This is a genomic window from Nocardioides sp. WG-D5 (genome assembly GCF_054031175.1).
Genome location: NZ_CM132928.1, coordinates 1,811,537 through 1,824,574 on the forward strand (window position 1 = coordinate 1,811,537; position 13,038 = coordinate 1,824,574).

The window sequence follows — 13,038 nt, forward strand, 5'->3', positions numbered from 1 at the left end:
AACACCAACCGCAAAAACACAGCAGCCAATGCGCGCCGAAAAGAAGGACTCAGGGCTTCAACGGCAACGGCAACCCCGGAGCAACCCCGGCAGTGCGTACCTCCGAGCGCAGCGGACGGAACGGTACGACCGCATCGCCCTCCCCGCTCATCACCACGGCGGCGTTGACCTCGACACCCTCGGGCACCAGCTGGATCAGCGCGGCCTCCGCGGGCACGTCGATCTCGGCGCCCAGCCCGGGGCCGACCTCGACGGACTTGGCCTTGAGCGCCTTGCCCTTCGCGGTCATCGGGACGACCTTGACGGTGCCGCTGCTCCCGGTCTTGGCGACCGGGCCGGCGATCACGACCCGTTTCTTGTCGACGCTGGGACCGACCGGGACGACCGCGGCGGTCGCCTTCGAGATGGTCTCGGTGGCCGTGGTGATCGCGACGTCGCCGCGGTCGACCGAGCGCATCGCGGTGGTGACCGGGCCGGTGGCGACGATCTCGACGCCGTAGGCGTCGTCGGCGTTGTCCTTGCCGAGCAGCTTGGTCAGGTCGACCTGCGCCTGGCCGTTGGGCGGCACGCTGATCTCCGGGGCGCCCTCCGGGGTGAGCACGTTCTTCGGCGTGAGCAGGCGCAGCTCGGCGCTGACCTGGGCGTCGCCCGGGTTGACGACGGTGAGCGTGCGGCTCGCGGAGTTGTTGGGGTAGCCGACCAGCAGGTTGGTCTCGGCCGGCGTCGACTGGCCCGGGAAGTAGTCCTCCTTCGTGGCCCCGGTCTCGAGCGCGACGGCGCGGTCGCGCACCATCACGCCGGCCTGGCCACGTACGACCGTGGTCTTCAGGGACAGCTCACCCTTGCGCGGGATCACGTGCAGCAGGTCGAAGGTGCGGGTGGTGTTGCCGGGGATCGCGACGCCGCGCAGGTCCTCGGGGACCGCCACCACACCCTTCTCGTCGTAGAGCGAGATGTCGACGGTGGCCGCGCCGCTGTTGGGATTGGTGAGCTCGAGGACCGAGTTGTGGGTGGCGCCGGCACCGACGCCGGGGAACCACGCCTCGGCCTGCGGAGCCACGCAGCCCGTGGCCGCGAGCGGCTTGGCCGTCGAGCGTCCGGCGACCAGACCGGGGGCGACCTCCTTGCCCGCCTTCACCACGACCGAGCCGGGCTTGACGGATGCGGCGGTCACCTTGCCGGACGCCGCGGCGGCCTGAGCGCCCTTGCCGGCACCCGGGCCGCTGAGCGAGACCTCGCCGGAACCGTCGGTCGCGTTGGTGACGGCGAGCTGGTCCTGACCGGATTTCGGCTTGCCGGGACACACCACGGTGGCCGCCTTCGGCGCGCTGCTCTCGGCGGCGAGCGTCGGCTGCTCCCACTGGTGGGGCCGGTTGAGCAGCAGCGCCACGGCCATCGCCCCGATCAGGCCGAGGGCCACCAGAGCGGTGTTGTCGAGGCGGCGCCCACGCTGCCTGCGTACGCGGCGCAGCCGGGGCCGCGCTGCGGCCGCTGCCGCAGCGGCAGCCGCCATCCGGCCGCCCTTGGCGCGCTCCGGCTCGGGCTCCGGCTCCGCCGTCCGCATCTCGTCGGCGGTCGGCCATGCCTCGAACTGCGGCTCGAAGGCACCCTGGAACTCACCGGTCTGATAGCCGCCGGTCTGATAGCTGCCGGTCTGGTAGTCACCGGTCTGATACTCACCTTCGTACGCCGGCGGGTAGCCCGTCTGGGCGAGCATCTGTCCCGTCTCCGGGCCGGGCACGTAGGGCTCCTGGGCATAGAGCTGCTCGGGCGTGTAACCCTCCGGCGCCGTCTGACCCGCGGCATACGGGTCGGCGTAGGGGTCCAGCATCCACGGCTCCTGGCCGTAGACGTCGTCGGTCTGCGGATCGTGCGAGCGGTCGTAGGGGTCACGTGAGTGACTCATGCCGACTCCCTCCTCTGGATCAGCGTCGGCAGGCACAGGACCAGGACCACGAACAGCCCGATCCCGGCCAGGACCAACAGGATCGTACGGATGATGGACTGCGACTCGGTCACGCCCGGGTCGCTCGGCTCGGAGTCGAGCAGCCAGGCACGCGTCGAGCGCTCGACGGTGCTCGCCTGGGTCACCGAGCCGGAGGCGTCGATGCCCTCGGCGACGGAGGAGTCGGCCGGCCCGGGCATCACGATGTAGGCGACGCCCTGGGCGGCCAGGTCACCGATCACCGCGTCGTCGGGGTCGGCGGCCAGGCGGCGTACGACTCCGGTGAGCTCGTCGGAGCCACCGGCGACCTGCGCGATCTCGTCCTCACCGAGGGTGATCCCGTCGTTGCGCAGGACGGCGTAGCGGATGCCCTCGTCGACCGAGCCGCGCAGCACGAGGACGCCGTCCTCGGGTCCGAGCGTGGTCGAGGTCGGGTCGAGCATGTAGGACGGCACCCCGGTGTGACCGAGAGCGCGGGTGTTGTCGGTGAGGTCGCCGGAACCGGCGTAGACGAACCAGCCGAGGCTGCCGACCACACCGACGGCGGCGACCGCGGCGGCCGCGCCGACCATGACCTTCCGCAGCCCGCTCAGCCCGTCGAGGATGGCGCCCTGGGCGCCCAGGACCGCAGCCACCACCGCGAAGCCCTGGATGGCGACCAGCGGGAAGCCCCAACCGACCCGGGCGATGCCGGCGTCGAGCTGGACCGGGATCCAGGACAGCAGCATGGTGACGACGGCCGTCGCGACCGCGCCGATCCAGCAGACCAGCACCGGGATGCGGGTGCGGCTCGGGATCAGCGCGAGCACCGCCAGCAGCGGCAGTGCCAGGCCCAGCCACCACGGGGCGCCGAGGTCGGCACCGTCGAGCCCGGTCAGACGGCCCACGAGCAGGTCGAAGCCGCCGGCGGCCGGGGCCGGTAGCCGACCCGGGTCGAGCAGCAGCCCGGCCCAGCCGCCGGAGAAGATCAGCGGCAGCCACCACGGGATCAGCAGGGCGACCGGCGTCGCGATGGCCGCGGCCGGCGGGCCCCACTGGTCGCGGTCGGTGAGCACGGCGGGCATCAGCCGGCGTACGGCGATGAAGATGACGGCCGCGAAGACGGCCGCGACGAGGAAGGCCATCGGCGCGAACGCGGTGATGACGGTCAGCAGCAGACCGGTGCGCCAGCCGGCCCGCCAACGGCGGTCGGCGACGGGGTCGCTGAAGCCGAGCGCGGCGTGCGCCAGCCAGGGCAGCACCGCGCCCACCACGACCGCGCCGATCCGGCCGTCGCCGAAGGCGCCGCTGACGTAGGGAACCAGGGCGTAGGCCGTCGCACCCCACAGCAGCAGCCAGCGCGGGGCGCCGAGGTGGCTGATCAGCCGGCCGGCGACCCGCAGCAATCGCCAGGCACCGCCGAGCGCGATCGGGAAGCTGAGCAGCATCACCGCGGTGACGGCCAGGCTCGGGTTGCCACCGAGGATCGTGGCGAGCACCGCCAGCGGGAAGACGTGCGGCGGAGCGGGCACGCCCGTGCCCTGCGAGAGCGCGTGCCAGGACTCGAACTGCAGCTGCCACCAGTCGCCCACGTTCTGCGGCGTGGGACCGAGACCGCTGCCGGCCACACCACCGAGCGCCGCGCGGGCGCCGATGACGCCGAGGATGCCGACGACGACCAGGAGCACCGCGACCGGGTTGGTGAACAGACGCACCAGCCAGCCGGTCTCGGCCGGGATCTCGTCCTCCTCGAGCTGGGCCCGCTCGGCCTGCCGCTTCGCGGCGAAGGAGGCAGGGTCGGCCTCGGCCTGGGCCATCTGCCGCCGTTCGGCGATGTCGGAGGCCTGCAGGGTGACCGCGGTGGCGACGTCGGAGACGAAGTCGAGACCATGCCGGTAGGGCAGCCACGGCGGAGGCAGCAGCGCCTTGACGGTGTCCTTGTCGGCGTGGGCCTGCTTCCGGCGGCGTCGCTTGGCGAGCATGATCTGGCCGGTGTGGCCGTAGATCCAGCCGAGCGCGGCCAGGTCGTCGAGCGCCGCCCCGGGGTCACGGACGAGGACGAAGCCGAGCATCCGCCACAGGGTCTGGAAGAAGAACCTGACCATCCACAGCGCCAAGGTGCCCGGACGGCCGTTGACGAGCAGCGTGTAGAGCGCCGCCCGCCGCTCCTGGTAGTGGATCCGGCGCCCGGTCAGCTGCGTCTTGCGTACGCCGCGGTGGGCCGCCTCCACGTGGAAGACGACCGCGTCCGGCACGGCGATGGTCGTGAAGCCGGCGTTGGCGGCCCGCCAGCCGAGGTCCATGTCGGTGCCGAGGACCGGGAGGTGCTTGTCGAAGCCACCGAGGTATTCGAGGACCTCGCGCCGGATCAGCATGCCGGCGGTGTTGACGGCCAGGACGCGGCGTACCTCGTCGTGCTGGCCCTGGTCGTACTCGCCCCGCTCCAGGCCGGTCTCGCGGTTTCCGGTGACGGAGATCGAGACACCCAGCTCGAGCATCCGGCGCAGCGAGGGCCATTCCCGGATCTTGGGGCCGAGGATGTCGGCCTCCGGGTATTCCTCGGCCGCGTTGAGCAGCGTCGCGAGCGCGTGCGGGTCGGGGGTGGAGTCGTCGTGGAGGAACCAGATCCACTCGGGCGGCTGCGCCGCCTGGTGGAGGATCCTGAGCGCCTCGTTGGCCGCATCCGCGAACGTCGTCGACGCCGGGAGCTTGACCACCTGGGCGAAGGTCTCCTCCAGGATCTCGACCGACCTGTCGGTCGAGCCGGTGTCGATCGTGACGGCAAAGCTCACCGGAGCCTGCTGGTTCCGGATCCCGTCGATGACGGTCGGAAGCCAGCCGGCGCCGTTATGAGAGACGAGGACGAGAGCGACCGACGCTTGCACGATCGGCAACCCTAGTGCCCAACTGGTGATAGTCCGAATGGACCTGTCGAGCGATCGGCGTACGCCCCGGCAGGTATTTACCTCCGAAAAGATCAGCAGGCCCGGACCGTGACGGTCCGGGCCTTGCTGGCTCGTGCTTGGTTATTGCCTCAGACTGCGCGCTTCTTCAGCTTGCGGCGCTCCCGCTCGGAGAGTCCACCCCAGATTCCGAAGCGCTCGTCGTTGCCCAGAGCAGACTCAAGGCAGTCCTGGCGCACCTCGCAGGTCTGGCAGACCTTCTTGGCCTCCCGAGTCGATCCACCCTTCTCTGGGAAGAACGCCTCCGGATCCGTCTGCGCGCACAGGGCGCGCTCCTGCCAGCCCCCTTCGTCGGTGTCCGGCTCGAGGAGAAACAGCTCTCTCATCGTCTTTCCGACCTTTCGACCCTATTCAGCTTGTTTTCGGGACCGTGACCCCAATTCGGGCCAGTCACCTCATGCCATCGGCAGGTAACCGATCCCCCCGTTTTTTGCGGGAACTGCCTCTGTTACGACCGAGGTCGATGTTTTGATGCAGTTCCAGTCCGAAATTTTCCCGAGATTCCTGGCGCTGTCTCCAGCGCTGACGGTCCACGGTTCAGTTTCGAATCACACTGATGAAATTACATGCCTGTCGGTGCCACAAGTCAACCCTCAAATCTGCTAGGGCCGCACTAACACAGGCTTTCTGCACCGGCTGGAGCAGGGGCGCTGGCCCTCGTCTGAGAGGCTAGGACCATGCGTGACATCACCGTTCTCTCCGGCGGCCATGGTGGCTCGAAGTTCATCTCCGGGCTCCTCCACGGCATCTCTGCCGGCCGTTTCCCAGGCATTAGGGAAGATGCCCGGGTCACCGTGATCGCCAATACCGCCGACGATCTGTGGATGCACGGTGTCAAGGTCTGCCCCGACCTCGACACGGTGATGTACACCCTTGGCAACGGATTCGACCATGAGCGCGGCTGGGGCCGCAAGGCCGAGACTTGGTCGATCAAGGAGGAGCTCGAGGCCTACGGGGTCCCCGGCACCTGGTTCGGGCTGGGCGACCGCGACATCGCCACCCACCTCGTGCGCACCCAGATGCTCGAGGCAGGGTTCCCGTTGTCGCAGGTCACCGCCGCGTTGTGCGATCGCTGGCTGAAGCCTGTATGGGGCGACCGGGTGCAGCTGCTGCCGATGACCGACGACCGCGTCGAGACCCATGTGGCGGTCAAGGACGAGAATTCACCCAGCGGTCTCTCGGTCGTTCACTTCCAGGAATACTGGGTACGCCTCCGGGCCGGCGTGCCCGTCGAGAAGCTGATCTTCGTGGGGCAGGACGAGTCGAAACCGGGCCCCGGCGTGATGGACGCGCTGCTGCAGTCCGACCTGGTGATCCTGCCCCCGTCCAACCCGGTCGTCTCGATCGGGACGATCCTCGGAGTGCCCGGGATCCGGGAGGGCCTGGTGGCCACCTCGGCCCCCGTCGTCGGGATCTCGCCGATCATCAGCGGTCACCACGTACGCGGCGTGGCGGAGCAGATGCTGGCCGCGATCGGAGTCGACGCAACTGCCGCCGGAGTCGGTCTGCATTATGGGACGCGGGGCTCCGGCGGAGTCCTCGACGGCTGGCTGGTCGACACCGCCGACGACGCCGCCGTCCCCTCGCTCACCGACTCCGGGCTGAAGGCGGCCGCCGTGCCGCTGTGGATGTCGTCCGAGGACGCGACCGCCGACATCGCCGCCGCCGCGGTCGAGCTGGTGGCCCGGTGACGGGCCCCATGTCCGGGCGGGGCATCACCGTCACCGCCCCCGACGGCGTACCCGAGGTGCGGAAGGGCGACGACCTCGCCGCGCTGCTCCTCGACGCTCTCGACTCCGACCTGGCCGACGGCGACATCGTGGTGGTCACCTCGAAGGTGGTCTCCAAGGCCGAGGGACAGGTGCGGGAGGGGATCCGCGACGACGCGCTCCCCGGCGAGACGACCCGGGTGGTGGCCCGGCGCGGGCCGACCCAGATCGTGCGCAGCCGGCTCGGGCTGACGATGGCCGCTGCCGGGATCGACGCCTCCAACGTCGAGGCCGGCCACATCGTGCTGCTGCCGCTGGACCCCGACGCCTCCGCGCGCGCCCTGCGGGCCACGCTCCGCGACCGCACCGGCGCGAACGTCGGCGTGATCATCACCGACACCGCCGGGCGGGCCTGGCGCGACGGCCAGACCGACATCGCGATCGGCGCCGCCGGGCTCGAGGTGCTGGAGAGCTTCGCCGGCCAGGTCGACGCCTACGGCAACGACCTCGTCGTCACCGCCCCCGCCGTCGTCGACGAGATCGCCTCGGCGGCCGAGATCTCCCAGGGCAAGCTGGGCGCGCGGCCGTTCGCGGTGCTGCGCGGCCGGGCCGACTTGGTCCGCGAGCCCGGTGACGACGGGCCGGGAGCCGCCGCGCTCATCCGCCCGGAGGGCTCGGACTTCTTCGGCTTCGGGGCCCGGGAGGCCGTCGTACGCGCGCTGAAGGGTGCCGCCGAGGACCAGGCTCCGTTCGGCGCTCCGGCGAGCGTCGAGGAGCTCTCCGCGGCCGTCGCCGAGGTCATCGGGACCGCCCCTGTGGCGCACGGGGACGGGCTCCGCGTGGACGGAGCCGACCCCGCGGTGATCGCCGCGCTGGCCTTCGCGCACGGCTGGCGATGCGAGCGCGCGGACATTAATCACGGGGCAACTTCCCTTCTGCTACCACTGACCACCTAGAATCTGCGCGTCCCGACAAAAGACCCGAGGTACGCCGAACAGTGGCCAACAAGTCGCTCAACAAAGACCGCCGTGCGGTCATCAACGACATCCGCAAGAAGCAGGGCCGCGCAGAGCGCGTCCGTGGTGCGGCGATCGTCGGTGTCTGCGTCGTCATCGCCCTGGTGATCGTGGGTGCCGCCGCGTGGGGCCCGATCACGGACTTCTTCAAGACCAGCAAGTACGACGACGTCGCACTGCAGGACATCGGGAAGAGCGCGAAGGCCGCCGGGTGCCAGAAGGTCACCGAGATGGCCGCCGACGGCAACCAGAACCACATCGCCACCGGCACCCAGCAGACCTACACGACCGCTCCCCCGGCGTTCGGCCCGCACTGGAACGAGGCCAACGTCGCCCCGGCCGACATGTCGCGCAAGTTCTACACCGCGGCCGACCGTCCCGAGCTCGAGGCGCTGGTGCACAACCTCGAGCACGGCTACACGATCGTGTGGTACGACGACACCGTCTCCGAGGACGAGCTGAACACGCTCCGGGCGATCGGTGACAAGTTCGCCGGCACCTCCAACTTCCGCTACAAGTTCATCGCGGCCCCCTGGACCGCTGCCGACGCCAAGGAGACCGCGGTCGCCGGCGACAAGAAGACCGAGTTCCCCTCGGGCACCCACATCGCCCTCACCCACTGGTCCGCCGACCCGGCCAACCCGACCGAGGCGTCCACCCAGAAGGGTGTCTTCCAGTACTGCGAGAGCGTCTCGGGCGAGGCGATCAAGGACTTCATGCGGAAGTACCCCTACACCTCCAGCCCCGAGGCCCAGGCCATGTGACCTGGTCCCTCAGGACGTACGAAACGGCCGTCTCCCTTCGGGGAGGCGGCCGTCTCTCGTTCCCGGGGCAGACTCAGGTGAGGTCGGTGCGGTCGGAGTCCTTGAGGGCCGCGACGATCTTCTTGACCTGCTGGGCGTGGGCGCGGGTGGTGACCAGGACGGCGTCGTCGGTGTCGACGACGACGATGTCCTCGAGGCCGATGAGGGCGATCATGCGGCCGGAGTGGGGAACGACCAGACCGGTGGAGTCGAGGGCGTGGACGAGGGTGTCGTCGCCGAGGATCGTGGGGCCCTCGGGCGAGGCGGTGGTGGCGGCCTGGAGCAGCGTCGCGAGCGAGTCGAAGTCGCCGATGTCGTCCCAGCCGAGGTCGGCGGGCACGGTGGCCACCTTGCCGGCCGCGGCGGCCGGCTCGGCGACGGCGTGGTCGACGGCGATCTTCGGCAGCGTCTCCCACAGCTCCTCGAGCCGGGACGGTTCGGCGGCGATCGCCCGCAGCCGTTCGGTGAAGCCCGGGTCCGACTCCGCGAGCAGCTCGAGGAGGACCGTGGGGCGGACCACGAACATCCCGGCGTTCCACCGGTAGCGGCCGGTCGCGAGATAGCCGGCCGCGACCTCGGCCGACGGCTTCTCGACGAACTCGTCGACCAGGTAGGCACCGTGGTGGCCGTCCAGCGGCTTGCCCTCGGCGATGTAGCCGAACGCGGTCGAGGCGAAGGTCGGCGAGATGCCGATCGTCACCAGCCAGCCGTCCGCGGCGACCGCCGCGGCGCTGCGTACGGTCTCGTGGAAGTTGTCGACGTTGCGGATCACGTGATCGGCGGCGAAGGAGCCCATCACCGCGTCCGGGTCGCGTCGCTCCAGGAAGGCCGCGGCCAGGCCGATCGCGGCCATCGAGTCGCGCCCGCTCGGCTCGGCCAGGATCGCGTCGTGCGGCACCTCCGGCAGCTGCTCGCACACCGCCCGCTCGTGGACCGCGCCGGTCACCACCATGATGCCGTCGCAGACCGGCTCGAGACGGTCGTAGGTCTCCTGCAGGAGCGTACGTCCGTGGCCGGTCAGGTCGCGCAGGAACTTCGGCTCCGAGGAGCGCGAGAGCGGCCACAGCCGGGTGCCTGCGCCGCCGGCGGGGATCACTGCCCAGAACGTCATGCCGCCACCTCCGTAGGGCACGTCGAAGAATACGGAAGTGGCGGCATGATGGACCCACTGGTCGCTCGCTGGCGCTCGCTCATGCCGCACACCTTAGAGTTTCGACGTGACCAGCTTTCCCGAGACCCTCGCCCGAGCCCTGCGGACCAACCCCGGCGGTCCGTTGGTGACCTTCTACGACGAGGCCAGCGGCGAGCGCCAGGAGCTGTCGACGGCGACGTACGCCAACTGGGTGGCCAAGGCCTCCGGCCTGCTCCTCGACGAGCACGGCCTCGAGCGCGGCGACAGCATCCGCATCGACCTGCCCACCCACTGGCTGGCCGCGGTGTTCCTCGGCGCCGCCTGGAACACCGGCCTCGTGGTGACCGACTCGGACAGTCCCGATGCCGTCGTCTGCGGTCCCGAGACCCTGTCGGCCTGGGCGGACGGCGCCGGGAAGCGGCCGACGCTGGCGTGCTCCCTGCTGCCGTTCGGCGTACGTTTCGCCGACCCGCTCCCCCCGGGCGTGCACGACGTCGGCATCGAGGTCTGGGGGCAGCCGGACGCCTTCACTCCGTGGGACCCGCCGACCGCGGACGACGCGGCCACCTCGTGGGCCGGCGTCGAGACGAGCCACGCCGAGCTGTTCGGGGCCGAGGGGAACACCGGACGGCTGCTCTCCACCGTCCCGTCGGCCTCACCGGCCGGCACCGAGCTCCTGGCCGCCCTGCTGGTCGGAGGCGGCTCGCTGGTGCTGGTCACCAACGCGACCGAGGAGCGCCTGGCGGCTCTCGCCTCGAGCGAGCGCGCAACGCAATTCCCGGACCGCTCGTGACGATGTCTCCATTCCGCACGGATATCGCCGCCGGATAAAACCCGTTCCTCACCGAGATATCGTCCGCTGAATTCAGGTTCTACCGATAGACGATGAATCGGCGCCAGCCTTGGATTCGTAATCCGGGCCGGCGCCGACAGGGCGCCCGACAAAACACGGTGGTGCGGCGCCCTACGGACCCGAGGAAGGGGTGGGCTGTCCTGGGAGTCCGTAGTCGATCGAAGGCGCCGCCCGCCGCGCCGCGAGGCGTCATGGGCGGGTCACAGGCTGTTCAGGAAGTCGATGACCGCCTGGATGATCTCCTGGATGATGCCGGGATCAGACATGAACAGACTCCTTTCCAAGTTCCCGAGAAACCCTAGAAATGCGAGCCGGTGACCGGCAGAGAAGCGCGTTGCGTCCCCCTGTCGCAAACTCGCCGAAAAACACGTTAGGCATACTTCACGGACCCTGTCCATGAATCCTCGGAATTACCGCGATAACGAAAATTCGTGACGCGCGGGTTCGGACGGCTATCCGAACTGGTCGTAGCCCCGCATGACGCCCATCCGCGACTTCCGGTCCCAGCCACCGCTCTGGTCGTGCTCATAGGCGAACCACATCCCGTCGGACCTGCGGCGCAGCAGCAGGTCCCCACCGGTCGAGGCGCCGCGCAGGTCCTTGGTCGCGAGGATGAAGTCGAAGGCGCTCGTGTCGATGCCCGGGTCGGAGTAGGTGGTCAGGCCACCGGGACCGTTGGTGCGGAAGACCAGCAGCTTGTCCGAGACCTTGAAGATCGCCTCGGGCGAGCCGTCGTCGGCGTAGAAGCGGCCGGCTCCGATGACCTGGGTCGAACCGTTGACCGCGCTGCGCATCCGGTAGGAGGGACGCAACGCACCGGTGCCGTGCCCGGGCCAGACCCGGATCTCACCGGTGGGGTGCTTGCCCAGGAGGTCGGGCCAGCCGTCGCCGGTGATGTCGCTGACCACGTCGATGACCGCGAGCGACTCGAAGTTGCGCCCGATGATGACGCCGGTGGCGAAGGTCTCGGTGCCGTTGCCCCGGTAGAGCCGGATGGTGCCGTCGGTGTGGCGGATCAGGATGTCGCCGTCGCCGTCGCGGTCCCAGTCACCGGCATTCATGAGTGTGGCCGAGCTGCCGCCGGCCAGGTTGGTCGCCCGCGGCGTACCGAACCGGGCGTTGCCGTCGGTGCGGATCACGACGATCCGCTTGTCGGAGGCCCGCCGGGCGACCAGGTCGGGGTAGCCGCGGCCGCTGATCTGCGACTGCAGCTCCCGCGCCGCCCACCCGGCCTGCTTCGAGCCCGCCTGCGAGCGGATCGTGCTCAGCTGGGCGTAGAGGTAGCGGCCGGGGCACGCGGTGGAGCCGGCGTCGCGATGGCCCATGATCGCGTGCGCGAAGGTGCGGTCGCCGATCCTGGTGGAGCCCTTGTTGCCGCGTACGCCGTGCAGCGAGAGCTTCCACGCGAAGAGCGTGCCGAAGGCGTTCACCAGCGCGCTCGGGGGCGCGACGTCGTCGAAGTTGCCGATCGCGGAGGCGCCGAAGCTGTAGCTGTTGTAGCCCGACGTGTGGGCGCCCACGACGGGGCGGTCGACACCGCCGTAGCGGCCCTCCCAGATCCGGCCGAACTTGTCGACCAGGAAGTTGTAGCCGATGTCGCGCCAGCCGCGGCTCTGCACGTGGAAGGTGTAGATGCTCCGGATGATCCCCGGCACCTGGTCCCGGGTGTAGGAGTTGGTGTTGACGGTGTGATGCACGAACCCGCCGCGCACCTCGTGGTAGTCCGGCGGGCCGGCCTCGCGCACGCTCTCGTCGGCGCCCCACTGGCGACGGCTGTAGATGCTGGGCTTGGGCGTGTACGCGGCCGCCGACAGCGTCGCCTCGCCCTCCTCGGCGCTCTCGACGCTCTCCGCGCCCTCGGCTTCCTCCGCCTGCTCCGGCGCGTCGTCGGCCCCGGTCTCGATCTCGGGCGACTCGCTGCGCGTCGAGTTCGCCTCGCCGGGGGTGATCACCGCCAGCCGGAGGTCGGCGGGCACCTCGGCGCCGGTCAGCCGCAGCCGCGCCTGCACCTGCTCGACCTCGCCGACGATCGCCTCCATCGTGCCCGGTCGCGCCCCGGAGGCCTCGGCTGACGTCGGGTCAGGAGCGTGGTCGTCGACGTGGACGTCCAACGCCTGCCAGTCGCTCCACGTCCCGTCCACCAGCGTGCGTACGTCCGCCGCGACCGCCTCCTCCGGGACGACCGCGCCGGGCGCCCAGGTGAGCCCGACCGTGCCGAAGCCGTTGACGGGCTGCGGGAGGCTGGTGACGGTCACCGCATCGCCCGCGGAAGCGGCTCTCCGGGCCTCCCCGGTGAGCCGGCCCGTCACACCGCGCCCGGACGCGCGGCCCTGGGCCAGGGGCGCGGTCAGCGAGATCTCCTCGAGGTGGGCGTCGACCGGCTCCGCGGGCACCTCGGCCGCGGACGGCACGGCGACCTGGCTGTCCGAGACCGGCACCTCGCCGGGACGGACCACCTTCAGGTCGACGACGGTGCTCGCCGGGACCAGCGCGGCCAGGACGACCCCGAGCACGAGCAGCTGCTGGGTCGAGGCCACGTAGCGGGACCGAGCACGCTGAGTGTCGTTCGACTCGTCTTGTCCGGCCTGCGAAAACATGCGTGGATCCCCCTGGTTCCGTAACACCAGGGAACATCTTT

The 13,038-nt window shown here is 70.4% G+C and carries 9 protein-coding genes; 4 read left to right on the forward strand and 5 right to left on the reverse strand.

Translation table 11 applies throughout. The features are described from left to right. Nucleotides 1-49: 49 nt before the first annotated feature. The 3 genes from ACWZJV_RS08775 to ACWZJV_RS08785 form a co-directional block, all read right to left on the reverse strand. Nucleotides 50-1,906 (reverse strand): DUF5719 family protein, encoded by a 1,857-nt coding sequence (locus ACWZJV_RS08775; RefSeq protein ID WP_457181170.1) that lies wholly within the window; start codon nucleotides 1,904-1,906, stop codon nucleotides 50-52. Then, on the reverse strand, nucleotides 1,903-4,809 hold the full coding sequence (locus ACWZJV_RS08780; RefSeq protein ID WP_196872899.1) for a glycosyltransferase family 2 protein: 2,907 nt from the start codon (nucleotides 4,807-4,809) through the stop codon (nucleotides 1,903-1,905). The genes ACWZJV_RS08775 and ACWZJV_RS08780 overlap by 4 nt, the downstream gene beginning before the upstream one ends. A 149-nt stretch (nucleotides 4,810-4,958) precedes the next feature. Further along, nucleotides 4,959-5,213, reverse strand: coding sequence for a WhiB family transcriptional regulator (locus ACWZJV_RS08785; RefSeq protein WP_008361238.1), 255 nt, complete (start codon nucleotides 5,211-5,213; stop codon nucleotides 4,959-4,961). 351 nt (nucleotides 5,214-5,564) lie between these two features. On the opposite strand from ACWZJV_RS08785, the gene cofD reads away from it, so the two are divergent. The 3 genes from cofD to ACWZJV_RS08800 are packed head-to-tail and all read left to right on the forward strand — an operon-like array spanning nucleotide 5,565 to nucleotide 8,376. Next, the gene (cofD, locus tag ACWZJV_RS08790) at nucleotides 5,565-6,578 is read left to right on the forward strand and encodes a 2-phospho-L-lactate transferase (RefSeq protein WP_457181171.1); all 1,014 of its coding nucleotides are present in this window, start codon (nucleotides 5,565-5,567) and stop codon (nucleotides 6,576-6,578) included. After that, nucleotides 6,575-7,552, forward strand: coding sequence for a coenzyme F420-0:L-glutamate ligase (gene cofE / locus ACWZJV_RS08795; protein WP_457181172.1), 978 nt, complete (start codon nucleotides 6,575-6,577; stop codon nucleotides 7,550-7,552). Before cofD ends, cofE begins: the two co-directional genes overlap by 4 nt. Nucleotides 7,553-7,593: 41 nt before the next feature. After that, nucleotides 7,594-8,376, forward strand: a complete 783-nt coding sequence (locus ACWZJV_RS08800) for a DUF3105 domain-containing protein (protein WP_008361235.1) — start codon at nucleotides 7,594-7,596, stop codon at nucleotides 8,374-8,376. A gap of 73 nt (nucleotides 8,377-8,449) precedes the next feature. Here the strand turns inward: ACWZJV_RS08800 and ACWZJV_RS08805 are convergent, their stop codons facing one another. After that, on the reverse strand, nucleotides 8,450-9,526 hold the full coding sequence (locus tag ACWZJV_RS08805) for a mannose-1-phosphate guanylyltransferase (RefSeq protein WP_457181173.1): 1,077 nt from the start codon (nucleotides 9,524-9,526) through the stop codon (nucleotides 8,450-8,452). 106 nt (nucleotides 9,527-9,632) lie between these two features. On the opposite strand from ACWZJV_RS08805, the gene ACWZJV_RS08810 reads away from it, so the two are divergent. Then, nucleotides 9,633-10,340: a TIGR03089 family protein gene (locus ACWZJV_RS08810; RefSeq protein WP_196872897.1), complete on the forward strand. Its 708-nt coding sequence runs from the start codon at nucleotides 9,633-9,635 to the stop codon at nucleotides 10,338-10,340. Between the two features lie 512 nt (nucleotides 10,341-10,852). Here the strand turns inward: ACWZJV_RS08810 and ACWZJV_RS08815 are convergent. Continuing rightward, nucleotides 10,853-12,937 carry an N-acetylmuramoyl-L-alanine amidase gene (locus ACWZJV_RS08815; protein WP_457181174.1) on the reverse strand — a complete coding sequence of 695 codons (2,085 nt, stop codon included), beginning with the start codon at nucleotides 12,935-12,937 and terminating at the stop codon, nucleotides 10,853-10,855. Between the last annotated feature and the right edge of the window lie 101 nt (nucleotides 12,938-13,038).